This is a genomic window from Microbacterium sp. ProA8, from assembly GCF_039905635.1.
GTDB classification, from domain to species: domain Bacteria; phylum Actinomycetota; class Actinomycetes; order Actinomycetales; family Microbacteriaceae; genus Microbacterium; species Microbacterium chionoecetis.
This window is the reverse complement of the sequence record NZ_CP157000.1, coordinates 66,785-91,706: the sequence shown is the minus strand read 5'-3', so window position 1 is coordinate 91,706 and position 24,922 is coordinate 66,785. Positions and strand designations below refer to the sequence as shown.

Genomic DNA, 24,922 nt, shown 5'->3' with positions numbered 1-24,922 from the left:
GGGCCCTGTTCACGGGCCCGCCTCAGTCTTGTGGTCAGCGGAGTGCGGAGAAGAAGTCTCTGAGGTCCTCCGACAGTGCGAGGGGTACTTCCATCGCGGCGAAGTGACCGCCTTCATCGTGCTCCGACCAGTACACGATGTTGCTGTTTTCACGATCGGCGAACGCCCGGATCGTGCGGAAGTCGTTCGCGAAGACGGACACGCCCGTCGGCGCCTCATTCACCGGGGCTGGGGCGCTGTGATCCGTGACTTTGGCGTCTTCGTAGTACTGGCGGGCAGCTGACCCTGCCGAGTTGCTGAACCAGTAGAGCGCGACGTTCCCGAGCACCTGGTCGCGGCTGAGAAGGTTGCCGTCGCCAAAGCCGACGATCAGCTCGTTCCATGCGAGGAGTCCGGCCGGTGAGTCGGACAGGGCATGGGCCACGGTCTGCGGGCGGGTGGATTGCATCGCAGAGAAGCCCGCGCGCGCCTGGAAGTTGGCGAGCGTGGCGAGCGACTCGTGGTCTTTCTGGCTGAGCTTCTCGAACTCCGCGGGGTCTCCGGACGGGAATGAGAACAGCTGCAGCACGTGTGTGCCGACCAGGCCGGAGGGGTTCAGCAGTCCGAGCTGGCGACCGATGAGCGATCCGCCATCGCCGCCGTGTGCCCCGTAGCGCTCATAACCGAGACGCTTCATCAGCGTGTCCCAGGTCGCGGCTACCCGGGCCGACGACCACCCGCCCTCGACGAGCGGGGAGCTGAAGGCGTAGCCGGGGACCGAGGGGATGACCACATCGAACGCGTCTTCTACCCGACCGCCGTGCGCCACCGGGTCCGTGAGAGGTCCGATCATGTCGAGGAACTCGAGGAACGATCCCGGCCAACCGTGCGTGAGCACGATGGGCAGCGCGTTCTTCTCGCGAGAGCGGACGTGGATGAAGTGGATCTGCTGCCCATCGATCTCGGTGAGGAAATGGGGAAAGGCGTTGATCTTCTCTTCGAGCGCACGCCAATCGAACTCGGTGCGCCAGTACTCGACGAGCTCGGCGATCCACGAGGTGGGAACGCCATATGCCCAGTCGTCGCCGGGTGCCGAGGGCGCGAATCGGGTGCGGAGGAGTCTGTCGTTCAGATCGTCGATCTCCACCTGCGGGATCGCCACCGTGAATGGACGAACGGACTCGTCGGGTGTCGAGGCCTCGCGGGAACGGAAGGTCGTGGTCTGCGTCATCGACGCCGTCGTGTTTGTCATATGGTGAGGCTATTTCGGCAATAGGAAGACCTACTTCCGCTTGTTCAGGCATTCTGACGGAATGTTGGAAACGTCTGCGCGGCTCTTCCGCCTCCTCTCGCTCCTGCAGTCCAAGCCGCACTGGCCGGGTCCCGAGCTGGCTCGGCGGCTCGGCGTGTCGACACGCACTGTCCGCAACGACATCGAGTGCCTCCGCCAGCTCGGATACCCGGTCGATGCCCGCCATGGTTCCGCCGGTGGCTACCGGCTCAGCGCCGGGGCGAACATGCCGCCGTTGCTCTTCGACGATGACGAGGCTGTGGCCACGACCATCGCACTCGCCACAGTCGGGACGAGTCAGATGGCAGGCATGGATGAGAGCGCTCAGCGCGCGCTCGCGAAGCTTGAACAGGTCATTCCCAGCCACGTGCGCGCCAAAGTCGCCGCTCTGCGCACGGCGACGGAGGTCCCCGTGCCATCGACACGCGGAGCAGACCCTGCGATCGTGGATGCGGAGACGCTGACCGCTGTCGCCATGGCTATCCAGGAGCATGAGTGGCTGCGATTCAGCTACACGCGCTTCTCCGCCAACGGCTCCGCCGAGGAGGCCGCGAAGCGTCGGGTCGAGCCATACCGCCTGGTCAGCTGGCGAGGTCGCTGGTACCTGGTGGCGTTCGACCTCGAGCGCGACGACTGGCGCACCTTCCGCCTCGACCGCATGCATCCGAGCGCTCGCACCTTCCGCCTATTCACACCTCGCGAGTTGCCTGCAGATGCATCGACTCTCGTGCTGAGAGGCGTCGCCGGCGCCGGATGGCGGGTACATGCCAGGATCGTCGTGCACGCACCGGCCGAAGAGGTCTTGGCGCGAATCGATCCGACCGTCGGCGTCGTGGAAATCCTCGATGAGCACACCTCGGCACTGGCGACAGGTGCTGACAGCTACGAGACGATCGCCGTCTACATCGGGATGCTGGGTCTCGACTTCACGGTGGCGGATCCGCCCGAGCTCGTCGCGCACATCGATCTGCTCGCAGGACGCTACCGCGCCGCCGTCGAATCGATGACACCGTGAATGTCACGATCACCACGACGCAGCTTCTCGCACTTCGGCTGCGCAGCCACAATCTTGTGGCACCCGGTTCGAGGCTGTCAGTCGACGACGTCGCCACCAGGATGCTGACCGTCCAGGCCCACGGCGTCCGCGCTGTCAGCCGCGTCGTCGGGGGTCGCCTACCCTGCCCAGCCGGGACAGCCCTGCACCGAGACACACCCCGCTAAGGCCGAGGCTAGATAGACCGCCGCAGCAGTAGCCGCAAGCGTCCGCGTTGGGCGCATGCGCATGCGCATGCGGTGAAGCAACGCCGGGTCCAAAGGGGGGCTTCGTTACGTAGTCGATGCGAGAGCGCCGGGAGGAAGTCGGGATGCCGACGCATGCGCGACGAAGGACCCGCTTGCGGACTGCCGTTGTTGGCGTGAATCGACTATGGTCGGGCCGTGCCGTCCGTCGCTGACACCGTCGAGGAGATTACAAACGCCATCGCGGGTCTTCGCTACGCTGCCGTTCAGGACAAAGATCCGTAGCGGCGTCACTCGGCCGAGCAACTCGAGCGGCAGTTCGCCGGCATCACCGATTCCCACGAACTCCGCGCCGCTGCCAGACATGCCCTCCGCTTGTACGGCGGCGGGATGGGCGGACTTCAGGACGCCGGATCTTCCGCGATGGCCTCCGCGATCACTCGATTGAGCGAAGCGCTCCGCCAAGCGACTAAACCCGACATCCACGTGCGGTTGTCGACCGGGTAACGCCCATGGATGGGCTGCTGGTCGACCGAGATACGGGCGCCTCTATCAGTCGCCGCGCTCCCGCTTGAGTGCGCGATTGAACTGAACTGCGCATGCAGCCAGCGACACGACGACGCCGAAAACGAACCCGATGATCTTGAACGGCAACTCTTGCGGCATCAAGACTGCGAGCACGACACCGATCAAGATGCCTAAAGCGAAGCCCTCTCGCACGTAGAAGGCGGCGAACTTGGCGAGCACGGTGACCCCGATCGGACTTAGAAAGCAATTCCGAAGATAGCTGCATTGACCTAGTCCCCTAACGCCCACTCAGCGAGCGACCACCGGCCGATGCGCGGTAGCTTCTGCCGATGGAGCAGATACCTCCCGCACGCCGGGTGATCCGGCTGTTCCCCGATCACGGGCACCACTGGCCACTCTGGGAGAACTCCACGCCGACCTGGGATGTGGGATACACCACGACACCCGAGACCTACGGACTGTCTGGCGAGCTCGCGGAAGATCTGGCGGGCTGGTACGCCTTCTGGGAGGAGCATTGCGATCCGTTCGAAGGCTGGGACACTGACGAGAACCGTCAGCGTTGGCTGCGCGACCGCGAGTGGGTGGCGGAAAGGCTTCGAAGCGAGGTCGACGCGTTCGCGGACGTCGTCTTCGAATAGACTCGCGGCGCCGATGCCCGCTAACGGACCCGCGTACGAACGTGCTCGGCCGCACTCAAACGGCGCTTGTTCGAGGAGTCCACGGCTGGTCTGCTATGGCGGGCCGGGAGTACGTCGGAGTCATGCCCGCGAGCCTACGGGCCGCCACGCAGCGCCCGACCGACCGACTCCGGATAGGAGGGTGGCGCTCGTGGAACGACCGGCCTACGTGCTCCGATCTTCTTCTTGGTTGAGTTGAATGACTTGGGTGCGTTCGAGGTGGACGTGGGCGGCGTCCGCGGGGGGAGCGTCGGGCTGACCCTGGACAGCCATATCGTCGGCGTCGCCTTGCTGAACGATTTCGACAGTGACAGAGGAGTGCCGGGTAACGGTGCTGCCGGCCGAGGGACGTTGGCTCGTGATGTAGACCAAGCGCCGCCATGCGATGGCGCCAATGGGTGGTCCATCAGGATCCGGGTTGGCGAGCGTGACGCCATGGCTGGCTGCAAGAGCATCAGCGAGATGGAAGGGCATTCCGACGACGTTCGGCACGCTGACGGGATCACCTACTTGTTCCCACATGCGACCGACGCTATGCGACAGGAGCGCGAAAGTCGGCGCCCGCTGGGCGACCGGAGGACGTGCGAGACGTTGTTGACCTCCGTATCTCACGGCACGCGTCGAGCGCCTGATCCCAGCCTGACTTCCGACTTACACGGGCCTGCCCCCGCACCAGGGCCGGCATGTGAGTATCTAGCCGCCACGTAGGGCCGCTCCGCCGACCGCAGTTCCAGCGGTGGTGCGGTGGGCTTGGGTACGGTCGATTGCATGGCCGAGAGGACCGTAGAACTGGATGAGTCGGGATGGCACGTCCCTGCTCGCGACTTCGTCCCCGCGTCCCACCGCGAACTGTCCATGCTGCGCGTATATCTGCCGTTCATAGACCGAAAGGGGAACTTCGTGCGCTGGTCGCAGTATGTCGACGTCGAGGAACACTCCGCGTCGCTGAACTGGTTCGAAGCGACACGTCACCTCTCGGACGAACAACCCGCCCTTCGCGACCTGATCTCTTGTATGGGCCAACCGGACGAATCAACCGCGGAGGCGCTCCGCGACGCCATCGGCGATGCGCCGCTGCGATGCCTGTGGTGGGTGGGATACGGCGAGGTCCCCACCGAGCAATCGGTTCGCGTGCATGGGGAGGACTACTTCGAAGCCGACCTGGTCCCCGCCGACGTACAAGCGGGACGACGCATCCCGGAGTTCGCATGGGATGCAGACAAGCGGTTGGCATGGGGTGGCCGACTGTACCCGGACTCTCTCATTGTGGCCGCGGAGCTGTCGATCTTCCGGCAACTGCGCAACGACCCGCGCTTGGATACGGTGTTCGTCCGCGCTGACCGAGACATCTTGCCAGGAAGTACCGGGGACTAACGCCGCCAACACGAAAGATCGAGCGCGCTGACCGACGGTCAATCGTGCGGCAGCACGCCACGAGCAACGCATCGGACTCATGGCGCCGATGCCGTCGACCAGTCCTCCGGCTAGTACCCGCAAGCAAGCCCCGCGGCGCACCCTGTCGACCATCCGCGCGTCGGCGCATACTGAGCGCGTGAGCGGACTCGATGTCGACTTCTTCGGCATCCCAATCCCGGACGAGGGTCCGGTGTTTTTGGTGGCCGTCGGCGTGCACATCATCGCCGGGATCACCTGCGTCGTATCCGGCATCGTCGCGATGGTCAGCCCCAAGGGTGGTCGAATCCACATCACCTTCGGTCGCGTCTACGTCGGCGGCATCGCAGTGGTGTTCGCAACCATGGCCGTCATGGCGGTTATCCGATGGCCGCTCGACAATCACCTCGCTGTTATGGGATTGATCGCGTTGGTGGCGACGGGGCTCGGTTTCCTGAACCGGCGTCGCCACGGATCGGACACCTGGCACATCTTCGCGATGGGCGTCTCGTACGTGGCCTTGCTGACGGCCTTCTATGTGGACAACGGATCCGCCCTACCGGTCTGGAGCTTGCTACCGCCGTGGGTGTTCTGGGTCCTGCCGACAATCGTGGGTGCGCCGTTGATCGCCGGGGCGATCGGGCGCCGACTGTCCAAGCGAGGACCAGCGAAACCCACAACCCACTGATCAAGAGTCCACTCTGCGTGGGAGCCGCCGTTCGAGCGACTGCTTTGCCCGGTCTGACCGGTGACGCCCCTCCTCCTGCCGGTGCCCGCGCATGGATGGGTCTCGAGCACCGACAGCCATTGCTGATCGGGCGTGATGCGCTCAGCGCATTGCCTCCACGCCTCCGGGGCTTGGATACAGTAAGCGTCAGTGTCAGCGACGACTGATCGAGCGCACGATCCCGCCGAGCACCACTACAGCGCCCACGGCTGCGGCGATCACGACGCCGGGTCGCTCGCGATAGGTCTGCTTCAGCTTGTCAGTCCATTCCCCCGCGACCGTCTTGGTGTGGGCGACAAGGCTGTCGAGATCGACGTTGTCGGCGACATCCTTGATACTCGTGGTTGCGGCCTTCGCGGCATCGACGGCGGCATCCGCGGCTCTTCCGGCCGCGCCCCTCGCTTCGGATGCAGCGCTCTTGGCTCCATCGACGACGTCGCTGACCTTCTCGCTCACCTTGTCTGCGATGTCGCTCACGGTTCCTGCGATATCGCTCCTCGCGGTTTCCGCGCCGGCCGAGACCTCGTCAGCGATCTGCTCCGCCGTGGCGCCGAACGATTCTGCGCCGTTGGCGGCCGATGTGCGCACTCGCTCGGCGGCGTCTCGCGCCGCCTGGGTGGCTTCGGAGTCTCCCTGGACGTCGGTCATTCTCGTCTCCCTTCGTCGTGCGGTCGCGCAATCGTATGCGTGCCAGCCGTGAGCGAGCATGAAATCAAGGTGGGGTTGCCAGCGTCGCGGACGAGTGCTACGTCCCTCGGTCGGCCACAGCCTCTGCCAACGACGCGAGTGACCATTGGTCCCGCCCCTCCGCACGCCGCCGCGCAGCGAGATCCGCAATCGGGCTTGCGACCACGCACGGTGGGCAGCCGGGCTCGCAGAGGGATCCGTATGCGTGCAGGGAGCGAAGGCGGTATGGCCACTGGGCATACGGCACCCTCTTGATGCCTCAGGGCAGCGTAGGCGATCAGCCGTTGGTGAGGTCTCCGTGCAGGAGCCCGGTGTGCTTCGACTTGCGTTCGACCTCCTGAGGATCGGGGCGCCCGCGATCGTGCGCGGCGCGGTCGTCGACGAGGGTGGATTCCAGGTCGAGTTCTGAGATGGGGACGGGTTCTGCCTCCGCGCGCAGTTGTTCCATGACGTCGTGTTCGACGAGGACAGGGATGAAGTCGCGCACGCGGGCTCCGTCGAGGCGGTGTGCGGAGTCGCTCACGAGCGACTCGATACGAGAACGGTCGATATCGGGGTAGCGGGTGGCGATCCGGTGAATTGCCGCGTCGATGGAGATCGCTTCGGCGGGCTGCTCGAGGGCGTCGGAGTTGTCCATTGCGCCATTGTCAACGGCAGGTGTCGCGTGCGCCAGGCCTTGCACGATCCAACGACAGCGTTGCCCCGGCACGCACGCCGGTGAACAAGCCCGAAGGTGGGCGTGTGGTCTTCGGAGAAGGGCGCCGACTCGTTGCATGCTGCTACGAACAGCGTCAAGGCCCTTCTTGCCTTCCTCGCCAGGTGCCAGTCTCGCGCCATCGGGCGAACGCGGGTTTGCGGTGGTGAGGAGCAGATGCGATGTGGGGCACTCTGCTGTTCGGTGCGGTGGCATCGAGCGCTCTCATCATGGGTGCTGCGATCGGGGTGCGGTTCGAGCTTCCGAAACGGCTCCTCGCGATGTTGCTCGCCTTCGCGGCGGGTGCTCTGATCACGGCGCTGAGCTTTGAGCTGTTCGAGGATTCATACGAGCGGGGAGGCATCTGGCTGGCGGCGATCGGCCTCTTCGTCGGCGCGGTCGTCTTCACCGTATTGAGCGCCCTGCTCGACCGATGGGCCCAACCTGCTGCACATCCGAAGCCGGCTGACGAGTATCAGGGCAGTGCCAAGCTGGATACGGATGCGGCCGCACAACAGCGCGTCCCCGCGGCGGCGACGACCCGGGGCACGGCCGGGCTGGCGTTGCTGGCGGCAGTGACACTCGACGGTGTGCCGGAGAATCTGGCGTTGGGGATCTCGCTAACGGAGGGTACCGGCGGCCTAGCTCTGCTGGCGGCGATCTTCGTCTCCAACTTCCCGGAGGCACTCGTGGGCGCCGCGTCGATGCGTGAACAAGGTCGATCGGCGGTCCAGGTCATCGGCCTGTGGACGGTATGCGCCGTCTTGCTGACGCTCGCCGTGCTGGCGGGAGCAGCATGGCTGGCCGACACGGATCCCGCGGTGGTGTCGCTGCCACTGGCATTCGCAGCAGGGGCGGTGATCGCGTCGCTGGCCGACACGTTGATGCCTGAAGCGTTCGAACACGGCGGCCCTGCGGTGGCGCTCTCCACCGCGGCGGGATTCGTCCTTTCCTTCGTCCTTTCCCTGGCTTGAACCCACACCGGAGCGTCAAGGCGCTGGCCCGGGCCCAACATCTCAATCGCGCACGCCGACGATGCGCGTCTCATTTCCGCACGGCTGGGGATCCGCTTGCGGGCTGCCTCGCCGTGAGACGACCGAGCCCCGACGGCGTGGCGCCTGTCAGGGGCAGGGAAGCGGTGGCGACGCGACAGCGGAGCTCGAGGCGAAGTCGGGGTGACCATGGGGTCACAGCCACGATCGCATGCGTCTCGCGATGGACCCTCGTGGGCGTCGCACGATGCATCGTGAACGTATCGGCCCGATCCGGACATTACTTAACATGAGCGCAAACAACGAAGTAATCAGACGGTCGATCGACATCCCGTCCGCCTTCGCCGGACCATTCGAGAGACACGGGGAGGCAGTCGGGGCGTCCCCCGCCGGCCGGGTCGACGCGGACGCCGCGCAAGCGAGCGCCTTCGAGGCCTACGCGGAGCTCCCTCGAGCTTCTGGAGGATCCGTGGCAACCACCGACCGGCGCGCGGTTCGCACCGCGTCCGCCTTCGCAGGCGTGGCGCTCGTCGTCGCGGCGCTCGCCGCCTGCGCGACGCCGCCCGAGGCTTCCGTCAGCACCCCGCCGACCACATCCAGCCATCCTCCGTCGAGCGCGGCCCTCTCCTCGCCGGCCGCCCTTGCTGAGCATGAGGCGACCGCGCTGGTTCTTCCGGCAGCGTGCGAGGACATCTACTCCGACGCGATGTTCGCCCATCTGACAGCCACGGCGCCTCCGCTCAACGATCCCGGGCACACCACGCCGTCCACGGAGCTGGCGGCCGGCCGGGAGGTGCTCGATGTGGCCCCCAGCCTCCGGTGCACGTGGGGCGGGCCCTCCGAGTACGGACTCTCGACCAACGTCACCATCGTGGATGCGGCTCAATCGACATCAGTCGAGCGGGCCGCCGTCGAGTCCGGGATGACATGCAAGCCACACGCCGAGGGTACGATCTGCCGCACCTGGGAGGATCTCTTCGTCGACGGGGAACTCTACGCAACCGTAGGAGAGACGCACTACTTCCGGGATGACAGTTGGGTCGCCACGCACTGGACCAACTTCGCGCCGGAGGGTTACACAGAAGATATCGTCGCCACGTTGTGGCCCTCGCTCGCGCCGACGGGGTAAGCAACCTCAACGTACAGGCGGACGAGGATCTTGATCGGTGCGTGACGGGTCCCCCTCGCCGCCGATCGGCCGCGCTTCTCTCAGGATTCGTCCTGTCGATTAAACAGCGCACCGCCGACCACTTCCGGGCGCAACTTCCGCCGATAGTCGACTCACTGGAATTCGCGCCGTCATGAACCGAGCGGCGCCAATGCCCGATCGGCGGGTGCTGACCTCCCTCATCATCCGCCGCCCGCGCCGGGTCGAAGCCGATCGCCGGGCATGACCGATTGGCGACCGACTCTCGCACGCTGGCCGAGCGAGATGGTTCCGCAGCCAGCCGGTTACGCGGGGCGGTCGTGATGCGTGTCGCCGCTGGGGTGCTCCGCTCCGTACCTACTTCTTTCCCCCGAGGAGCCCGCCCAGCAGTCCGCCGATGTCAATACCGCCCGCGGACGACCCGCCGCCCGATCCACCGCCACCGAGCAGTCCGCCGATGATGTCCCCGACGCCGCCTCCACCGGCGGCCGTGCCGGATCCGGACGGACCTGCCGCACCGCCCTGCTTCTTCGCGATCAAGCCGAGCACAATAGGCGCCAGGATCGGCAGGAGCTTCCCGAAGTCGATGCCCGCCGTTTGCGGCTCGGACGTGAGCTTCTGCGCGACGGCGCGCTGTTGGTCGCCGAAGATGTGCCCGAGGATCTTCTGACCGTCCGCGGTGTCGACGCGGTCGACATCCACTGGCCCCTCGCCAATCGTGTCCGAGTGCTTGTCGACGGCCTTCAGGATCGCCTGCGAGCCTTCGGGTGTCTGCGCGTTCCGCTGCAGACCGGTCAGGATCGTCGCGCCGCCCTCTTGGATCGCCTGCCGCGCAACCTTCGGGTCGACCCCGAGCTTGGCGGCTATCTCATCCACCGGCAGTGACTTCAGGATCTCGTCGTTTCCGGCCATGATCGTCTCCACACCGCGAGGTCGTTCGTCCCCGCTCGTCCGATCAGGGTAGTAGCGGGCAACGTAGTTGAGCCAGGGCTTGCGGTACATGGTCGACGGTGCTCGCATTCGGGCGCCCTCGGAGCCAAGGCCCCGCGCCTGCGAGCCGCGCGTTGAACGGACCGCCGCGCGCGCGAGATCAGCCAGACAGAATAGCCACGCCGGCGACGGTCGCAGTGGCGCCGATGGCACTCCATACCGCCGTCGACCGCCAGGCCTTCTGTGTCGCGGCCCATGAGGCCGTGACCAGCGAGGCCAGAGCGATGGCCCCGAGGGTGACGATGCTGAAGGTGACCGCGACGCCATTCACGTCTGTGGGATTCGTGAGCGCAGCGATGAAAGTCCCGACGAGCATCACTCAGATGCTCCCACCCACGATCAGCCACGAGACCGGAAGCGCTGTGGCGAGGAATCCATCGGAGGGGCGCGTCTCATCAAGGGCCTCTCGCGCCGTCGAGGAGATCTCCGTGCCTTCGGGAAGTCTGCTCAGGATGCGCATGCGAGCGTCGCTCGCGCTCAGACCGCGGAGCATGGCACCGTAGGCGCTGAGCTCACGACGCGTGGCGAGGCCATCAACAGCGATCCCGTAACGCCCCGCTTGATCAAGATGCCGGGAAGCCCGATACATCTGGACCAAACCGCGCCGGGCGGCCTCGTCGCGTGGGTCAGCCGCGAGACGTGATTTCAGCGTGGCCAACCTTGAAGACCAGTCGTCCGACCCCGGTTCGGCTGGCTGGTGATCGCTCGTCACGGCAACATTGTCGCCCATCACGCGGCGGCTCCCTCACAGCGCAGATTGATCCCGACGGCGATCCCGCATTGCCAGAGGGTTCGGCACGCCGACGGACCGTTCTATGAACCAATCTGGCCGCGTACGTGTGCTTCTACGGCATCCTCGGCGACGGCTTCCTCACATAGTCTCTGGCGCCGAATTGCGTGGACCCTCGCGCGGAGCATCCAGTAGTGGGACTCACCCGCGCATTATGGCTTCTCGGGCTCATCCTGGCAAGGATGTCGCTGCCGTGCATGCCGCGTTCTAGAAAGAGGCGCATGCAGGTGATCATGTACGCGGGTGGCGAGTTTCTGACAGGCGACGATATCGCTGACGCGCTACTGGAGTACAGCCGCGCGCTCGGCGAGGAGGACCAAGCGCAGCTCGTGCAGATCCCGGTCCGCGAGCCTGACGGCTCACAAACGACGGCGAGATTCCTCATCGGACCGGCTAGTCAGATCGTGGCGAAGGCGGTGCCTTCCGTCGACGAGCTGGTCGACAAGGAAGTCGTTGCACGGCTGCGCAGGCTGACCCGCGGACTCAGTTATCCCGAGGCGTCCGCCGTCGATGAGCAAGAGCCTAGGTGGGCGCTGAGCCGCGACCACGACGATGTGGCGTAGCGTTCCCCCACCTCGCGACGAGTCGTCGCGCGGGCCGCGGGAGTAATCTCAGCGCACGGCGCGCTTCCGATCGACGTCGCCGAGACGCGGTTACGGGAGTACGCACGCGCCCAGAACGTCGACCTGCAGGAGGTCGCCCACGCGATCGTCAACGGACACCTCCCACCGTGTCACCGGAAGTGCTGAGCAAGATTGTGGCGGCAGGCGGCACCGTGACCTCGAGCGCGTGGTGGGTCGGCGGGGCAGGACCGGGCGGCTTCTTTTTCTCGGATAACGCCGTCGACTGGATCGAGACCGCAGCGAACGATGAGTCCCACTGAATCGTCCGCTCGAGGACCGCTCACCGTTCCGTGCCGACGGCGAGCTCGAGCGGGGCTGACCGACCAGCTACCCTCACCTCATGCGTGACCCCCACGAAGGGCTGACCACCGACGGCTGTATCCGCACGGGGGCGTCGCGCGATCGGGTCCCGCCGGCCTTTCAGCAGGTCGTCCTCGACGCCACGTCCGCGTTCGACGATCTCCGGCGGCGCGAGGCGATCGACACGGATGCCGCGATGCTTCTGTACGGCTCAGTGGCCACCGGAATGGCGGAGCCGGGTCGGTCGGACGTCGATCTCGTCGCGATCGGTGTCGAGAAGGAGCGGGCCGCGGCGCTCGCTCGGGAGCTTTCCGACGCGCACCGGTCGGTCTGCCGCGAGGTCGCAATTGCTGTGGCCGGGCGACACGATCACGAGGGGCCCAGCGACGAGGCATACGGCAATCGGGTGTTCCTCCGTCATTACTGCGTTCCGCTCCTGGGCCACTCGCCCGTTGGCGACGACCGATTCCCGGGGGACGCACGCGCGGCGCGCGGATTCAATGGCGACATCCGTCAAGCGCTTGACCGGTGGCGGCAAGCGGACACTACGGATGCCGCGGCCCTCGGTAGGCTGGTCGGCCGCAAGACGTTGCTCGCCACCGCTGGACTCGTCAGTGTGGCCGAGGGCACGTGGTCAACGGACCGGGCGACAGCGGCGGCTCGCTGGCGCAGACATCGCCCCGATCTCGCGGGAGGACTCGATCAGCTGCTGGCGTGGTGCGACGGCGCTCCCGCGTCGGCCAACGATGTACGAGACGCGGTGGCCGAGGACGGCGTCGTTTCCCGCATCGCCGAAGACTTCGCAAATCGCATCGGGCTGTGGGACACGTGATGAGCCGGCCCTAGCCAGTTGGTTTCTGACGAGCGTCCGTGAGGGGGTCGACAGCACGGACCGCTCTCGGAGCGTTGTCCGATGGGGAAGTGCGTTGGTTCGAAGACGTCGCCGAGTCAGAGCGAGGGTGTCGACTCAGTCGACTGCGTGTGCACCAGCGCTTCGGTGATCGTCGCGGCGTTGCGGTGGATCCAGTCGACTTTGCGCTCGAAACGCCGCCGAGCGTCCTCGTCCCACATCGCGATGAAGGCCGGGGCGCCCCTCGATGCCTCGGCTTCGACGAAGCGGCGAGACACGTCCTCCGCCTGCAGCAGCACCTCCACGACCGAGCGCCTGTCACTGTCCTCGAGACCGTATGCGTCGATGAAAGCGCGGAGCCGGGCAATCGGGTCGCGAAGGCCTCGGGCGGTCGCAGTAGGGAGGTCCGGATCGGTGACAGGCACCCAGTAGCGGGCGGTCATGACAACGTCCCAGACACGTCTCCCGGGTGCCGCGAAGTCGAAGTCGATAAGCGCGGCCGCCGAGCCACGGCGAAACACCACGTTCTCGAGGCACACGTCGTTGTGGCAGATCACCGCGCCGCCTTCCGGATCGGCCAGGGCGGTGGACCAGGCAGCGTCGACCGGCACCCGCCAGCTGACCGAGGCATCGTGAAGCCGTCGCAACAGCATCGCGACGGTGGTGAGTGCACTCTCAGTGTTCGCCCACGCCGGGTACGGCGCCACTGCGACATCGCCGTCGACGAACTCCATGATCTCCGTGTCGCCGTCGACGCCCACGGGTAACGGGGCCCCGTCGAATGCCACGGAGCGAAAGTGGCGCAGGAGTGAGTGCAGTGTCGACGCGTTGGAAGGAACCGGCCTCCGGATCACGTCGCCGAGTCGCACCACCCGCCCGGCATTCACCGCACCGCCGTTGAGAATCTCCACCTCGTCAACGTAGCGGGAGTCAACCACACGCGCGCTGACGGACCGGTCGGCGCACATCGGGCTGGCGTTCGTTCGTGCCCACGCTCCGGTGTTGACTTTGCGTATGGCCCTCACACGACGCGAGCTCGCAAAGCGCACACGCGGTGAGCATCCGCGGGACCGGGTGCTCATCGCTCGGACGCTCGTGTGGGCGGGCCGGGGGTACCTCGCCGTGCTCGGCATCGTTCTCGTGGGAAGTTGGCTTGCCCGCCCGGTCTGGATGTCTGCTCCGCGTTTGACGGGGACTCCTTCCCACTGGATAGCCGACGTCACACTCGCGTTCCTGCTGGCGTTGGCAATAGTGTGGCCGCTCCTTCTGCTCCCGGTCAGCTCGCTCGCATTGACGAGCGCCGATGAGGCGTGGCTGTCGGGGATGACCGTGCTCGGGCGCCGCCGGGTGGAGGCCGACTCGGTGAGAACGGCACGAATCACACTGCCCGGCCGCGGATACTCGACATACGTTGCGACGCTACGAGACCGGCGACTCCGGTTCTTGATCGTGGTCGGTTCCGGTATGTGGGAATACCGACATTTCGAGGCGATCGCGGGCTATCCGATTCCCGACCCGCACCGCCACGCCCGCGCCATGAGCAGATACCTGATCGGCGCCGCCGTCATCGGTGTCAGCGTCTTCTTCGGCATCGCGCTGATGCTTCTCCTCGGCGCCCTGGTGGGCTTGTTCCAGATCTCTTAATCACCTCCGCCAACACGTGGCTAGTGAGCCGCCCACGGCTGAGCGGTGGGCTACTCGACCAGGTCGGTGCGACCGAGGGCGGCCGTGAAGTCTCGCTGGCTGGCGAGCTGCGCTTTCGTCTGGTTGGAGTTCTTCTCGTCCGAGTCTTCGACCCGCTGGCCGGCGGACGACGTGCTATTGCGCGACGACCCCTGCGCCTACAATTCCCCGGCATGCCATCTGTTCACGGTCGTCGGCAACGTTCCGTTGCCGCCTCTTTCGTATGGCCAGGCATCCGCAGCGGCTGAATCCCGGTCAGGGACCAGACGCGCACGGCGACCGACGCGCCGATGCAGACGACGCCCATCACCCGAACGAACGCCAGCCGGGCCAATGTGCGCGTAACCGGTTCCTCACGCCTACGCGGCGCTCATCGGGACCGGCGCAGGGGCGGTCTGTCCGCCGAGCAGTGCGCGTTAGGGACGGTTAGGGGCGCCCTAGCTGTGCTGTCCAGGCAGGTTGGTCAATCTGCTGATGGGTGGGTGGCCGCCGATCGCGGTGTGGGGCCTGTGGTGATTGTAGGAGTGCAGCCAGGTCGGGAGCGCGTTGCGGCGGGCTGACTCGGAGTTGTAGTGCCGTGAGTAGGCCCAGCCGTCGGCGAGCGTGCGGTGGAATCGTTCGATCTTCCCGTTCGTCTGTGGCCGGTAGGGGCGTGTGCGTTTCGGTCGAATGCTGAGTTCGGCGCAGGCGTCCCGCCAAGCGAAGGAGCGGTACGCGGAGCCGTTGTCGGAGAGGACGCGCTCGACGGTGACGCCGCGGGCAGCGAACCAGCCGACCGCGCGTCGCAGAACAGCGACGGCTGTGGCTGCGGTCTCGTCGTCGTGGATCTCGGCGTAGGCGACGCGGGAGTGGTCGTCGATGACGGTGTGGATGAACGCTGTCCCGGTGACCATGTCGCCGGCGATGCCACGTCTTCCGGTCCGTTTGGCGGTGACCGCTCGGTTGCGGTCGCCTTGGAACCGGCCGACGTAGCGCCACCCGCCGCCGTCGGGGATGTTGCCGAGCTTCTTCACGTCGACGTGGATCAACGAGCCGGGATGCTCGTGCTCGTAGCGGCGGGCGGGCTCGCCGGTGCGAACGTCGACGTGGCTGAGCCGATTCACCCGGCAACGCGTCAGGATCGCATGGACGGTCGACGCCGGCATCCCCAGCTGAGCGCCGATTCCGACCGGACCGAGCCGCTTCTTCCACCGCAGATGCACGACCTTCCGCACCACCGGCCGGGGCGTCCTGTTCGGACTCGAGTGCGGCCTGGAGGAGCGGTCCTGCATCCCCGCCTCACCCATCTCGACATAGCGGCGCGCCCACCGTTCCGCGGTCCGCCACGACACCCGGAAGTAGCTCGCAGCCGCAGCGACGGACCAGCCGTCATCGACGACCTGTCGGGCGAGCCGGAGGCGTTGGCGAGGGGTCAGCGCAGCGTTAGCGTGGGTCACGAGGACCTCCTTGGTCTCGAGTGCGGGAACTAGACAGCTCCACTCTCGACCGGGAGGTCCTCACCCGTCTATCGCGTCACACCTCAACCAACGTCCCTGGGCAGCACACCTAGCTCCTAACGCACCTCCCTTTCCTCGCTGACTCTGCTGTGGACCTCAGCGTTGAACCGAGCGACCCACTCGCGCACAGATTCGGTGTACTCCGTCGGCTCGGGCGGCAGGCCGGCGAGCAACGCGCTCGCGGCGGCCAAGGCGTCGTCGATACGACCCAGCTGGAGCAGAACGACCGGTCGTGTGTGCTCGGCATCGAGGGAGAGCCCGTCGTCGAGCGCCTGTAGAAGAGACTCGAGACTGTCGTAGGCGCGGAAGAACGGCATTCCCCACTCTTGGATCGCGGAGGCCAGGTCATACCGAGCGTCGTCGTACTGCTGCGACGTCGACAACTCCCACTCACGAAACTGTTTCATGGGGGTGAGGTAGCCCAGTGGGGTACCAACGGTGTGCATCAGTGGCGTGCGCAGTGCCCTGAACTGAGCGAGAAGCCGCTCGGTCGGATCATGCCGAACGCCCACGACCGGCCACACGCCACGCACCCCCTTCGGGTGGCCGCCGACCGTACTCCCCAGTCCCACGCAGAACGCGAAGCCGGGGGCCGTGTCCATCGTGTAGAAACTGTCGCGCCGCCTGACCAACCCGATCGCCTCCAGCGATGGCCGGAGCGACCTCAGAATCTGACTAGTCGACGGCGTTGCACTCACGGGAGAAATCTAAGGGGACCCTCCACTTCGCCGAGATGTGCCGCGTGGGAAGCCGCGCCGACGCCTTGGCCAGGTGGTCCTCGGCCTAGTCTTCCCCGGTGACCTCCGACCGTGGGTGGTATCCGCGGCAACCGCCCTATCCATGCTGGCGGTAGTCGTGCTCGTCATCTTCGTGCTCAATCAGCCGCGGTAGGCCGCAAGACCGAATTAGCCCATGCCTGGACAGGAAGCCACCCATCGCCAGCTGACCACCGCAACCCCACAGGGACCGACTTCCGCGCAGCTCAGATGATCCCGATACGTCGACGCGCCGTGCGAACCACGCGAGTGTGCCCTCATCCTGTTCCTCGGTCGCTATGGGGACTGGATGGTTGACTTGTGGTCGTGGATCTTGAACCGTGTCGGGCCTCGGATGTTGAGGCGCTGACAGTGTTCCTACGCGAGGCCGACCTGACCTTGAGCGGCCTGGATGCGCCAAGCGTCCGGCTATGGCTCGGGCGCGGTGAGCGAGGCGAGATCGTTGGCTGCACCGGATACGAAATCAGCGCCGACGGCCAGCACGCCTTGATCCGAAGCGTGGCGGTGAGCCCATCGCAGCGATCCCTGGGCACGGGTAGCGCGTTGGCCCGCTTCGCTTTCGAACGCGCGACCGCAGAGGGTGCCACCACGGCGTGGTTGTTCAGCCGTCGCTCTGGCCCGTTCTGGCAGAGCTTGGGATTTGAACCCGCCAATCGTGACGAACTCGCCGAGGTGCTTGCTGACACCCATCAAGTGCGCATGTTCCGGCAGACCGGGCAACTGGGGCGAGAAGTCGCATGGTCGCGGACTCTTTTGCCCGGCTGACCACCGGCTATCTGTTCTTCTGCGGCGCAGGTGTGTCTTCCGCCACGCCGTCTGAGTTGCCGCGTGGTCGTCTTCGAGTTCCTGTGACAATTAGCTCGTGGCCGGCATGCAAGTACACGACGTCCTGCAGCGCGTTGATGGTCCATCGCTCGTCGCCGCCGCATCCGGGCTCATGCTCCTACCTTCAAACGCGTCGCGATACATTCGCTTGCACCGGCTCGCTGGCTTGGGGATGGCGATAGACGGCCGCGGCGCATTACCTGCGCGCCCAAGCACCGTGCGATCCGCCCGTGACTGAAACGCGTGCGCCGGATCCGCACGCGGCATACGACCTTTACATGGAGCGGCGGCGTCGATGGGGCGCCTGGTGGCGTCGACTCGGTCAGCTCCTGGGCTACGTGCTCGGCGGATGCTTGGCGGTCATCATCGCGGCGCTCTTTGTCGCCAGCGTGCTTGACCTCGCGCAGCCACGGATCTGGGGCGCGTTCACACAGACGGACTGCGAGCCGCGACCGCGCGGCGGCTGTCGTCCGGTCGGGACGTGGGTCAGCGACGATGGAGACATCGTCAAGCGTGGGGTCTACTTGGACGGTTGGACCGACGATACGGGCACCACGCGGGCCAGCTATCAGCCCACCGCGATCATCAGCGACGAGTCCAACAACATCGTCCACAGCCCAGGGCTGACCGGCCTAGGGCCCTGGCTCTCGGGAGCCCTCCTGCTGTGGTGGGTGGGTTACATGCTCTTCAAGGCAGCCTCCTGGGGAGACATCACACTGCGGAGTCGTCGACGCTGGCGAGGTCGCCGCAGACCAGCGACGCGATCGACCATCCCGGCCACTCGCGTGTCGCTTCGACGCCGCTATCGACGATCGCTCGAAGAGGGGACCGCATCGAACAGCTGCGGTGAAGGCGGCTCCGACTGATCCATTTCGCTGGAGAGGCCAACCCGTCCTGGCTCACGCCGAATCGCAATGTGTGCGGCTTCCGTCTCCCGCCCGCTTGGGGACCCGCCATCGGGCGGCGGCAGGACGGGACGCCTTCGAGCTCCACACTCGTCACCGAGACGCCGATCTCCGCTCAGGCACCACGTGCGTGGGTGTCGCAGCGAGCACATCGTGCGAACCGCTCGATCGTGCCTGTTCACAGACCGAGACCGCCGAGGCGACGATCTGGCCTTGCAATCGAGATCAGGGGTTGCCGCCGAACCCGCAGATGATCTCGGGAACGCATCCGGAGTTTCCGGTGACCGTCACGGACGCGTTCCCGTTCGGTACTCCGTCGTCGCCATGGCGGTCGAGGAAGAACTCGACCCAGGTGAAGTTGTTGTCCTCATCCGACTCGATCCAATGGTCCTCGGGATCGGCGGTGTGGGTCAGGTAGTAGGTGCCTTCCGCCAAGCCGGTGATGTCCAGCTCCTGCAGCGGCGTCGACTGGTGGTACGAGTCGGCCCACCACGACGCCAGGCCCTGCAGCTCGCCGTTGCAGTCGAAGTAGGTGCGGGGTTTTGCCTTCTTCTGGCCACCGGTCGTTCCGATGAACTCGACGTCGACGAAGCAGAACGTGATTTTGACACCGCGGGCGACCGCAGTCGACGGATCAGCGGAATCCGTGCGAACGTCGAACTCCGCCACCGCCGACTGGTGCCAGTGATTGTGTTCGGGATGGAAGACGGCGACGCCGGCTGGATGCTCGTAGACGACCTCACCGGACCCGTTCAGGATCTCCTGCGTGGCGACAGTGCACTGGTCGTACTCGATCTCGTCGGTCTCACACGGCTGCACCTGCCCGCCGCCGCGAATCTGGAGATTACCCTCGCCGACGTTGATATGCGTCGTCGAGAAGCGCAGCCACTCTTGTTGCTGGGTGTTCTGGATCTGGAGGTGATGCGGGACCTCTTCGATGACGTCCGGGAGAATCGCGTCGGCAGGCAGGCCCTCGGGTGGCAGGGGGTCATGGGCGCTGGCGGCACCGCCCGACCCCAAGGCGAGAGTTCCTACGAGCAGCACAGCAAGAACCGATTTCCGCAACATGGCGGCGTCCTCCCCAGCGAAGACTTCAGTGCCCTCGATGGCTGCATGATCGCACTGTGCCCACAGCCGCACAAGAGCCGCGGTGCTGCGCTTGCAGGGCCGCTCCGATCGCGCCGAGCGATCCGATCCTGCCGATCCTCATCGTCGCGGGAGCGCTTCGGTCACGGCTGGACTCCGAGCGGTGCGATCCTTGCCGAGCAATTCGGTCCTCATGAGCCCACCGCCGACGTTCTGGAGAAGTGCATTCGGTCAACGGCGCACCCGATAGCGGAGGTGAAGCACCCGGTTGCCCTGAACGACGACGTCTGGGTCTGCCAGCAGGTGCTGCGAATCGACGGAGCCGAAGTAGCGCTTGCCTGATCCGAACACGACGGGTGCGACATCCATCCGCACCTCGTCGACGAACCCCGCGGCGAGCACCTGGCCGCCGACGTCGCCGGCAGCGACCTCGAGGATGCGGTCACCCGCGAGCTCCTGCGCCTTGGTCACCGCGGCCTCGATGCCGTGGACGAAGTGAAACGGCGCGCTGGCGTCCCAGCCGTCGGGCGCCGGCCGGTGCGTCACGACGACCACGTGATCGATCCCGCTCGGAGGCTTCCCGTCCCAGCCGTCCGTGATGTCGAAGCTGTGGCGGCCGGCGATCGTCACCCCGACGTGATCCCAGTACGGCCGGATGTGGTCGTAGGACGCTTGCGACACATTGAGTACGCCGCTGTCGTCCAACGGCACGTCACCGCTGACCAGCCATTCGAACAGCGGACCGGGATCGTCGTTCTGCCCCGCAATGAAGCCGTCCACCGAGACCGACGCATTCATGACCACTTTCCCCATGGGGTCCTCCTCTGTTCGGAGTCCCCAGTCTCGTGTGTGGCGGGTCGGCGCTCTTGTAGGAAATCAATCGGCCGGCAGCGGCCAGCCGTCCAGCGCGTGGTCGGGATGTTCGCGGAGGAAGCGTTGCCGGACTTCGACATACCGGGTCGGCGTGAGCCCCGTGAACTCCCGGAACTCGTGGACGAAGTGGGCCTGGTCGAAATAGCCGGCGCCAGCGGCAACCGCGCCCCAGTCGATAGGTGCGGCCACGTCGATCGCCAACACGGTGGTGGTGAACCGGTAGCTGCGCGCCAGCCGCTTGGGTGTGACGCCGATGACCTCCTTGAACCGCTTCGCCAAGTACGTGCTGCTGGCGCGGGCTGCCACGCCGAGCTCGCTGATCGGCACCGCTCCGCCGGTGTTCGCGATGGCGCTGCTCAGCTGGCGGACGATGTCCAGGCCGTCGATCACGCGCAGCCGTCGCACGAGTTCCTCCTCGAGGACCATCAGCATTTCGTGCGGTGTGTCCGCTGAGGCCAGTCGGCGGTGCAGCTCAGCAGCAGCGGGCCGGCCCCAGATCTGCTGCACCGTCGCCGGCCGGTCGCACAACTCGGCCGCGGGCATCGGCAGGAGCGGTGCCAGCCCCCAAGGCATGAAGTGCACGCCCACGGACCGCGTCGGGGTGGGGTAACCGAACTCCCACGCACGGGAGGGCGTGGTCACCGCGCAGCCGTCGGCGTACTCCACGGCCTCTACGTCGCTGCCGGCGCGGATGAGAAACGGCGCCCCGAGATTGACGATGAGCAAAGGCGCGGGCGCCGCCGGCAGGATCAGCCGGGAGTACGGCGGGGCGCCCTCCAGGTAGTAGAGGTCGTGGATCAGCCCGTCGAGCGGCGGACCGGGCACCCTGGACACATACTCCACGCTGACATCATCGCGGACGCAGCGCCGGCGCAGGGCAGCGGAGTGACGGCATCCGATCGATCATTCTCTCGGCTCGCGTCACGGTTCGGGATCACGTCCGCTCGCGGGCTTGCGGGGCTGCGGATGGTACGCGTCACGTGCCGCCGTGTCCATCCCGGTGCCGACGCCGCGCACGGAGTCGGAGGGTGTTCCGTACATTCGCCGACACCGGAGGAGAACCCATGTATTTTCACCTGCAGAACCTCATCAGCCCCATCGCGCAGGACGAGCCGGATCCCGCCGCGGCCAACGCCTTGCAGGAAGGGCTGGGTGGTCAGTTCGGCGAGATGCGCACGATGATGCAGTACCTGTTCCAGAGCATCAACTTCCGCGGCGCCAACGCGAAGCCGTACAAGGATCTCATCCAGGGCATCGGAACCGAGGAGATCAGTCACGTCGAGCTGATCGGCACGACGATCGCGCGTCTGCTCGATGGATCCCCGGAGTATCGGGGCAAGCCGGACGACCCGGTCGACCTCCCGGGCGCACGCGGAGCGACCCCGCTGAACATCGCCCTGGACCACGGGAACATCCATCACTATCTGGTCGGGGCTCAGGGGGCACTGCCGGTGGACGCGGTCGGAAACCCCTGGAGCGGCAGCTACGTCTACAACTCCGGCAACCTCGTCCTCGATCTCCTCTACAACCTCATGCTCGAATCCACCGGTCGCCTCCAGAAGTGCCGGCTGTACGAGATGACCGACAACAAGATGGCCCGATCCACGATCTCGTACCTGATCGTGCGGGACCAGGCGCACGAGAACGCCTACGCCAAGGCCCTCGAGACGCTCGGTGTCAATTGGCGGACGGCCCTTCCGATCCCCAAGACCAGCGCGGAGCGGTTCCCCGAGGTGAAGCGGCTGCTGGACCTCGGCCTGCAGAGCAAGCAGTACTCCTTCGACCTCGGCGACCAGTCGGAGGCGGGGAGGATCTTCCAGGGAATGTCACCGTCAGACGACGGCACGCAGCTCGACGCCACCGAGCAGGCGCCCGAGGGCGTGCCCATCCAGATCGCACCCGAGCGCCCCGAGGAGTTCTCTCCCGGCGCCGACCCGGAGCTGCTGGCGCTCATCGAAGCCACTGCGCTGATGGAGATGGCAGACATCGACTCCACGTTCGGCAGACTCGGCTGACGGCGGGCCTGTCTTCGGCCACCGATCGCGGTGGGCCGGCGCTTCGCCGGCTCACCCGGTCGGTGGCCGTGCCACTTGTCGAGGGTCCGAGTCTGGTCCCAGACTGGCAGCACCGACGCGAGGATGCTGCCATGGCCGATGAGGACGCCCCGAAGGGCGCGCGCGTGACGACTGCGCACGTGATCAAGCCGCTCACTCCCGAGACGTTCCCCGCGTGGCTGGCGCTCGCACAGAAGCACAACGGCGTCTGGGGCGGGTGCTACTGCTCGTACTTCCACGGCGACACCGAGCAGACGGTCAAGGACGAGTACGACGGGCCCACGTTCAAGCAGCGGCTCGTGGCGGAGGGCGTGGCGCACGCCGCCCTCGTCTTCGACGGCGACGATGCGATCGCGTGGTGCGAGTACGGCAGTCCCGCCGAGCTTCCGAACATCTACCACCGCAAGCAGTACGACGGCGGCGAGGCTCAGCCGGCGCCCTGGCGCATCACGTGCTTCTTCGTCGATCGCGACCACCGGCGCTCGGGAGTGGCACGCGAGGCCCTGGACGGCGCGCTCGCGCTGATCGCGCAGGCCGGCGGCGGCGAGGTGGTCTCGTTCCCCAACGAGCTCGCCCCCGGCAAGAGGACGTCGTCGTCGTTCTTGCACAACGGCACGAGGGCGATGTTCGAGAAGGCGGGGTTCACGTTCGAGCGTCACATCGGCAAGAGCAAGACCGTGATGCGCAGGACGATCCCCGCGGCCGGCGGCTGACGGCGGGTGGGGCCCTTCCCTACGGACCCGGGCGCGATCAGTATGGACTTGTCCGCATCCAGTGATGAGGGGTCAGCATGAGCGTTTACCGAGTGATCGATGTCATCGGCACGAGTGCCTCGTCCTGGGAGGAGGCGGCCCGAGAAGCCATCGATACCGCCGCGGGGTCGCTGCACGATCTTCGCGTCGCGGAGGTGACGAAGCAGGACGTCGTCGTCGGCGACGACGGGACGCTGCTGTTCCGAGCGCGGATCCAACTCTCGTTCAAGTACGCGCCGGAGTAACCCGCCGAGCCGGTCCTCCGGCGGGGCGTATGGGAACACGCGCACCTCCTGCCCAACGGCAGGCGGCCGCGATCTTCGCGGCCCCCTCCGTGCGGCCGCGCGCGGGAGTGGCTACTGGGCGAGCTGCGCGCGGAGTTCGAGGCCGTTCTCGGAGCCGGTGAACTCGGTGAAGCGCCCGCTCGTCACGCGGTACATCGCGAATTCCGCGACGTTGACGTGGCGCCGGGTCGGAGCGATGCCGCCGAATGTGCCGAGATGCGTGCCGCTGCCGCGCAGATATGCGGCGAGGCGGTCGTCTTCCACGACGAGCTGGATGCGGCGCCACCGCCAATCCGGAAAACCCTGGAAGAGGTCGGCCATGTCCGCGATCCACGCATCGGCGCCGCCGGGCAGGTGCGCTCGGCGCACCGACGGATGGACGAACGAGCGGATGGCGTCGAGGTCGTGCCGGTTGCAGGCGTCGATGTACTCGGCGTACCACTCGCGCATCTCCCACGACTCCATCCCTTCATTCTCCGCGAGCCGGCTCGTGTTCCAGCCGCCCACCGCTGTCCCGCCCGGGCCGCGTCATGGGCAGACGCGGACCCGACGCCCCTCGAAGCCGACGATGTCGCCGCGCTGCAGCTGCCGTCCGCGGCGGCGGTCGACCTCGCCGTTCACGGTCACATAGCCGTCGATGATGGCCTCTTTCACGTTGCCACCGGAGTCGAGGAGCCCGGCGAACTTGAGGAACTGCCCGAGGCGGATGACCTCACCGCCGATCGGCACATCTTCGATCGGTGCGTCTTCCCTCGGAGCGGGCTTCGTCATCCCCGAATGCTAACGTGACGGCCCCTCGGTGCCGCCCGGCCCCTGGAAATGCCTGTGGTCTTCTGCCAGCATGCACGGCAGCGGTATCCGCTCAATGAGGAGGCTCGCGATGCCCAGGGAGACCATCACCACGCCGGACGCACCGAGCTCGCCGTTCTACAGTCAGGCGGTGCGTGCGGGGACGCACGTGTACGTTTCGGGCACGGTGGGCGTAGACGTGGGCACGGGCACACTGGCCGGCGACACCATCCAAGAGCAGACGCGCCAGGCGCTCGCGAACTGCGAGGCGATCCTGAAGGCGGCCGGGGCGGGACTGGAGGACGTCGTCGAGATCGGCATCCTCCTCACGCGGCCGGAGGACTTCGCAGGTCTCAACGAGGAGTACGCACGCTGGTTCCCGTCAGCTGCACCGGCGCGATACGTCGCGAAGCTCGGCGTCGAACTGCCCGGGATCCTCGTGTCCATCCGTGCGACCGCCGTCACCGCGTAGTTCAAAGCCGCGACGGGTCTC

31 protein-coding genes are annotated in these 24,922 nt (G+C 66.5%); 15 read left to right on the top strand and 16 right to left on the bottom strand.

Annotation, left to right across the window (positions count from 1 at the left end; genetic code table 11):
* Nucleotides 1-34 precede the first annotated feature (34 nt).
* On the bottom strand, nt 35-1,231 hold the full coding sequence (locus ABG085_RS00430) for an epoxide hydrolase family protein (protein WP_347977488.1): 1,197 nt from the start codon (nt 1,229-1,231) through the stop codon (nt 35-37).
* A 61-nt stretch (nt 1,232-1,292) separates the two neighbouring features.
* Between ABG085_RS00430 and ABG085_RS00425 the strand changes: the two genes are divergently transcribed.
* Nucleotides 1,293-2,285, top strand: a complete 993-nt coding sequence (locus ABG085_RS00425) for a YafY family protein (RefSeq protein ID WP_347977487.1) — start codon at nt 1,293-1,295, stop codon at nt 2,283-2,285.
* A 776-nt stretch (nt 2,286-3,061) separates the two neighbouring features.
* Here the strand turns inward: ABG085_RS00425 and ABG085_RS00420 are convergent.
* Nucleotides 3,062-3,256, bottom strand: a complete 195-nt coding sequence (locus ABG085_RS00420; RefSeq protein WP_347977486.1) for a hypothetical protein — start codon at nt 3,254-3,256, stop codon at nt 3,062-3,064.
* A 110-nt stretch (nt 3,257-3,366) separates the two neighbouring features.
* Between ABG085_RS00420 and ABG085_RS00415 the strand changes: the two genes are divergently transcribed.
* Complete coding sequence (locus ABG085_RS00415; RefSeq protein WP_347977485.1) at nt 3,367-3,675, top strand: hypothetical protein; 309 nt, start codon at nt 3,367-3,369, stop codon at nt 3,673-3,675.
* A 204-nt stretch (nt 3,676-3,879) separates the two neighbouring features.
* Here the strand turns inward: ABG085_RS00415 and ABG085_RS00410 are convergent, their stop codons facing one another.
* Nucleotides 3,880-4,236: a PASTA domain-containing protein gene (locus tag ABG085_RS00410; protein WP_347977484.1), complete on the bottom strand. Its 357-nt coding sequence runs from the start codon at nt 4,234-4,236 to the stop codon at nt 3,880-3,882.
* A gap of 246 nt (nt 4,237-4,482) precedes the next feature.
* Between ABG085_RS00410 and ABG085_RS00405 the strand changes: the two genes are divergently transcribed.
* Nucleotides 4,483-5,088 carry a hypothetical protein gene (locus ABG085_RS00405; protein ID WP_347977483.1) on the top strand — a complete coding sequence of 202 codons (606 nt, stop codon included), beginning with the start codon at nt 4,483-4,485 and terminating at the stop codon, nt 5,086-5,088.
* Nucleotides 5,089-5,266: 178 nt separating this feature from the next.
* Complete coding sequence (locus ABG085_RS00400; RefSeq protein WP_347977482.1) at nt 5,267-5,794, top strand: hypothetical protein; 528 nt, start codon at nt 5,267-5,269, stop codon at nt 5,792-5,794.
* Nucleotides 5,795-5,986: 192 nt separating this feature from the next.
* On the opposite strand, the gene ABG085_RS00395 is transcribed toward ABG085_RS00400, so the two are convergent.
* Nucleotides 5,987-6,541: a hypothetical protein gene (locus tag ABG085_RS00395; protein ID WP_347977481.1), complete on the bottom strand. Its 555-nt coding sequence runs from the start codon at nt 6,539-6,541 to the stop codon at nt 5,987-5,989.
* 256 nt (nt 6,542-6,797) lie between these two features.
* Nucleotides 6,798-7,157, bottom strand: a complete 360-nt coding sequence (locus ABG085_RS00390; protein WP_347977480.1) for a DUF3562 domain-containing protein — start codon at nt 7,155-7,157, stop codon at nt 6,798-6,800.
* 239 nt (nt 7,158-7,396) lie between these two features.
* On the opposite strand from ABG085_RS00390, the gene ABG085_RS00385 reads away from it, so the two are divergent.
* Nucleotides 7,397-8,188 carry a zinc permease gene (locus ABG085_RS00385; RefSeq protein WP_347977479.1) on the top strand — a complete coding sequence of 264 codons (792 nt, stop codon included), beginning with the start codon at nt 7,397-7,399 and terminating at the stop codon, nt 8,186-8,188.
* A 487-nt stretch (nt 8,189-8,675) separates the two neighbouring features.
* Nucleotides 8,676-9,335, top strand: a complete 660-nt coding sequence (locus tag ABG085_RS00380) for a hypothetical protein (protein WP_347977478.1) — start codon at nt 8,676-8,678, stop codon at nt 9,333-9,335.
* 375 nt (nt 9,336-9,710) lie between these two features.
* On the opposite strand, the gene ABG085_RS00375 is transcribed toward ABG085_RS00380, so the two are convergent.
* From ABG085_RS00375 to ABG085_RS00365, 3 genes are all read right to left on the bottom strand, one after another.
* Nucleotides 9,711-10,265 (bottom strand): DUF937 domain-containing protein, encoded by a 555-nt coding sequence (locus tag ABG085_RS00375; protein ID WP_347977477.1) that lies wholly within the window; start codon nt 10,263-10,265, stop codon nt 9,711-9,713.
* 178 nt (nt 10,266-10,443) lie between these two features.
* Nucleotides 10,444-10,659, bottom strand: coding sequence for a hypothetical protein (locus ABG085_RS00370; RefSeq protein ID WP_347977476.1), 216 nt, complete (start codon nt 10,657-10,659; stop codon nt 10,444-10,446).
* 3 nt (nt 10,660-10,662) lie between these two features.
* Complete coding sequence (locus ABG085_RS00365; protein WP_347977475.1) at nt 10,663-11,055, bottom strand: hypothetical protein; 393 nt, start codon at nt 11,053-11,055, stop codon at nt 10,663-10,665.
* Nucleotides 11,056-11,354: 299 nt separating this feature from the next.
* On the opposite strand from ABG085_RS00365, the gene ABG085_RS00360 reads away from it, so the two are divergent.
* Both ABG085_RS00360 and ABG085_RS00355 read left to right on the top strand, forming a co-directional pair.
* Complete coding sequence (locus ABG085_RS00360; protein WP_347977474.1) at nt 11,355-11,696, top strand: hypothetical protein; 342 nt, start codon at nt 11,355-11,357, stop codon at nt 11,694-11,696.
* Nucleotides 11,697-12,096: 400 nt separating this feature from the next.
* Nucleotides 12,097-12,888 carry a nucleotidyltransferase domain-containing protein gene (locus tag ABG085_RS00355; protein WP_347977473.1) on the top strand — a complete coding sequence of 264 codons (792 nt, stop codon included), beginning with the start codon at nt 12,097-12,099 and terminating at the stop codon, nt 12,886-12,888.
* Nucleotides 12,889-13,004: 116 nt separating this feature from the next.
* Here the strand turns inward: ABG085_RS00355 and ABG085_RS00350 are convergent, their stop codons facing one another.
* Entirely contained in the window at nt 13,005-13,874 is an 870-nt protein-coding gene (locus tag ABG085_RS00350; RefSeq protein ID WP_347977472.1) for an aminoglycoside phosphotransferase family protein, read from the bottom strand.
* 154 nt (nt 13,875-14,028) lie between these two features.
* Here ABG085_RS00350 and ABG085_RS00345 point away from each other — a divergent pair, with 154 nt between their 5' ends.
* Nucleotides 14,029-14,550 (top strand): hypothetical protein, encoded by a 522-nt coding sequence (locus ABG085_RS00345; protein WP_347977471.1) that lies wholly within the window; start codon nt 14,029-14,031, stop codon nt 14,548-14,550.
* Between the two features lie 476 nt (nt 14,551-15,026).
* Here ABG085_RS00345 and ABG085_RS00340 read toward each other — a convergent pair whose 3' ends face one another.
* Both ABG085_RS00340 and ABG085_RS00335 read right to left on the bottom strand, forming a co-directional pair.
* Complete coding sequence (locus tag ABG085_RS00340) at nt 15,027-16,025, bottom strand: IS481 family transposase (protein WP_347976106.1); 999 nt, start codon at nt 16,023-16,025, stop codon at nt 15,027-15,029.
* Nucleotides 16,026-16,141: 116 nt separating this feature from the next.
* Complete coding sequence (locus ABG085_RS00335; protein ID WP_347977470.1) at nt 16,142-16,783, bottom strand: hypothetical protein; 642 nt, start codon at nt 16,781-16,783, stop codon at nt 16,142-16,144.
* A 384-nt stretch (nt 16,784-17,167) separates the two neighbouring features.
* Here ABG085_RS00335 and ABG085_RS00330 point away from each other — a divergent pair, with 384 nt between their 5' ends.
* Nucleotides 17,168-17,626 (top strand): GNAT family N-acetyltransferase, encoded by a 459-nt coding sequence (locus ABG085_RS00330; RefSeq protein ID WP_347977469.1) that lies wholly within the window; start codon nt 17,168-17,170, stop codon nt 17,624-17,626.
* A gap of 290 nt (nt 17,627-17,916) precedes the next feature.
* Entirely contained in the window at nt 17,917-18,552 is a 636-nt protein-coding gene (locus ABG085_RS00325; RefSeq protein ID WP_347977468.1) for a hypothetical protein, read from the top strand.
* Nucleotides 18,553-18,816: 264 nt separating this feature from the next.
* Here the strand turns inward: ABG085_RS00325 and ABG085_RS00320 are convergent, their stop codons facing one another.
* From ABG085_RS00320 to ABG085_RS00310, 3 genes are all read right to left on the bottom strand, one after another.
* Nucleotides 18,817-19,731, bottom strand: coding sequence for a lysyl oxidase family protein (locus ABG085_RS00320; RefSeq protein ID WP_347977467.1), 915 nt, complete (start codon nt 19,729-19,731; stop codon nt 18,817-18,819).
* 177 nt (nt 19,732-19,908) lie between these two features.
* Entirely contained in the window at nt 19,909-20,490 is a 582-nt protein-coding gene (locus ABG085_RS00315) for a dihydrofolate reductase family protein (RefSeq protein WP_347977466.1), read from the bottom strand.
* Between the two features lie 63 nt (nt 20,491-20,553).
* Nucleotides 20,554-21,393 (bottom strand): helix-turn-helix domain-containing protein, encoded by an 840-nt coding sequence (locus ABG085_RS00310; RefSeq protein ID WP_347977465.1) that lies wholly within the window; start codon nt 21,391-21,393, stop codon nt 20,554-20,556.
* Between the two features lie 221 nt (nt 21,394-21,614).
* Here ABG085_RS00310 and ABG085_RS00305 point away from each other — a divergent pair, with 221 nt between their 5' ends.
* The 3 genes from ABG085_RS00305 (at nt 21,615) to ABG085_RS00295 (ending at nt 23,601) form a co-directional block, all read left to right on the top strand.
* Nucleotides 21,615-22,565, top strand: a complete 951-nt coding sequence (locus ABG085_RS00305; RefSeq protein ID WP_347977464.1) for a manganese catalase family protein — start codon at nt 21,615-21,617, stop codon at nt 22,563-22,565.
* Nucleotides 22,566-22,696: 131 nt separating this feature from the next.
* A complete protein-coding gene (locus ABG085_RS00300; protein ID WP_347977463.1) occupies nt 22,697-23,317 on the top strand; it encodes a GNAT family N-acetyltransferase in 621 nt (206 codons plus the stop codon).
* Between the two features lie 77 nt (nt 23,318-23,394).
* Entirely contained in the window at nt 23,395-23,601 is a 207-nt protein-coding gene (locus ABG085_RS00295) for a dodecin family protein (RefSeq protein ID WP_163620867.1), read from the top strand.
* Between the two features lie 111 nt (nt 23,602-23,712).
* Here ABG085_RS00295 and ABG085_RS00290 read toward each other — a convergent pair whose 3' ends face one another.
* Both ABG085_RS00290 and ABG085_RS00285 read right to left on the bottom strand, forming a co-directional pair.
* Nucleotides 23,713-24,105, bottom strand: coding sequence for an ester cyclase (locus tag ABG085_RS00290; RefSeq protein ID WP_347977462.1), 393 nt, complete (start codon nt 24,103-24,105; stop codon nt 23,713-23,715).
* Nucleotides 24,106-24,168: 63 nt separating this feature from the next.
* Complete coding sequence (locus ABG085_RS00285; protein ID WP_347977461.1) at nt 24,169-24,411, bottom strand: RNA-binding S4 domain-containing protein; 243 nt, start codon at nt 24,409-24,411, stop codon at nt 24,169-24,171.
* 109 nt (nt 24,412-24,520) lie between these two features.
* Here ABG085_RS00285 and ABG085_RS00280 point away from each other — a divergent pair, with 109 nt between their 5' ends.
* Nucleotides 24,521-24,901, top strand: a complete 381-nt coding sequence (locus ABG085_RS00280; protein ID WP_347977460.1) for a RidA family protein — start codon at nt 24,521-24,523, stop codon at nt 24,899-24,901.
* Nucleotides 24,902-24,922 lie beyond the last annotated feature (21 nt).

What these genes read in the sequence shown, in the direction of transcription:
- ABG085_RS00430 (WP_347977488.1), bottom strand. Translation starts at nt 1,231, where the DNA reads ATGACAAACACGACGGCGTCGATGACGCAGACCACGACCTTCCGTTCC.
- ABG085_RS00425 (WP_347977487.1), top strand. Translation starts at nt 1,293, where the DNA reads ATGTTGGAAACGTCTGCGCGGCTCTTCCGCCTCCTCTCGCTCCTGCAG.
- ABG085_RS00415 (WP_347977485.1), top strand. Translation starts at nt 3,367, where the DNA reads ATGGAGCAGATACCTCCCGCACGCCGGGTGATCCGGCTGTTCCCCGAT.
- ABG085_RS00410 (WP_347977484.1), bottom strand. Translation starts at nt 4,236, where the DNA reads ATGTGGGAACAAGTAGGTGATCCCGTCAGCGTGCCGAACGTCGTCGGA.
- ABG085_RS00405 (WP_347977483.1), top strand. Translation starts at nt 4,483, where the DNA reads ATGGCCGAGAGGACCGTAGAACTGGATGAGTCGGGATGGCACGTCCCT.
- ABG085_RS00395 (WP_347977481.1), bottom strand. Translation starts at nt 6,541, where the DNA reads ATGCTCGCTCACGGCTGGCACGCATACGATTGCGCGACCGCACGACGA.
- ABG085_RS00390 (WP_347977480.1), bottom strand. Translation starts at nt 7,157, where the DNA reads ATGGACAACTCCGACGCCCTCGAGCAGCCCGCCGAAGCGATCTCCATC.
- ABG085_RS00385 (WP_347977479.1), top strand. Translation starts at nt 7,397, where the DNA reads ATGTGGGGCACTCTGCTGTTCGGTGCGGTGGCATCGAGCGCTCTCATC.
- ABG085_RS00375 (WP_347977477.1), bottom strand. Translation starts at nt 10,265, where the DNA reads ATGGCCGGAAACGACGAGATCCTGAAGTCACTGCCGGTGGATGAGATA.
- ABG085_RS00370 (WP_347977476.1), bottom strand. Translation starts at nt 10,659, where the DNA reads ATGCTCGTCGGGACTTTCATCGCTGCGCTCACGAATCCCACAGACGTG.
- ABG085_RS00360 (WP_347977474.1), top strand. Translation starts at nt 11,355, where the DNA reads ATGCAGGTGATCATGTACGCGGGTGGCGAGTTTCTGACAGGCGACGAT.
- ABG085_RS00355 (WP_347977473.1), top strand. Translation starts at nt 12,097, where the DNA reads ATGCGTGACCCCCACGAAGGGCTGACCACCGACGGCTGTATCCGCACG.
- ABG085_RS00350 (WP_347977472.1), bottom strand. Translation starts at nt 13,874, where the DNA reads ATGTGCGCCGACCGGTCCGTCAGCGCGCGTGTGGTTGACTCCCGCTAC.
- ABG085_RS00315 (WP_347977466.1), bottom strand. Translation starts at nt 20,490, where the DNA reads ATGGGGAAAGTGGTCATGAATGCGTCGGTCTCGGTGGACGGCTTCATT.
- ABG085_RS00305 (WP_347977464.1), top strand. Translation starts at nt 21,615, where the DNA reads ATGTATTTTCACCTGCAGAACCTCATCAGCCCCATCGCGCAGGACGAG.
- ABG085_RS00300 (WP_347977463.1), top strand. Translation starts at nt 22,697, where the DNA reads ATGGCCGATGAGGACGCCCCGAAGGGCGCGCGCGTGACGACTGCGCAC.
- ABG085_RS00295 (WP_163620867.1), top strand. Translation starts at nt 23,395, where the DNA reads ATGAGCGTTTACCGAGTGATCGATGTCATCGGCACGAGTGCCTCGTCC.
- ABG085_RS00290 (WP_347977462.1), bottom strand. Translation starts at nt 24,105, where the DNA reads ATGGAGTCGTGGGAGATGCGCGAGTGGTACGCCGAGTACATCGACGCC.
- ABG085_RS00285 (WP_347977461.1), bottom strand. Translation starts at nt 24,411, where the DNA reads ATGACGAAGCCCGCTCCGAGGGAAGACGCACCGATCGAAGATGTGCCG.
- ABG085_RS00280 (WP_347977460.1), top strand. Translation starts at nt 24,521, where the DNA reads ATGCCCAGGGAGACCATCACCACGCCGGACGCACCGAGCTCGCCGTTC.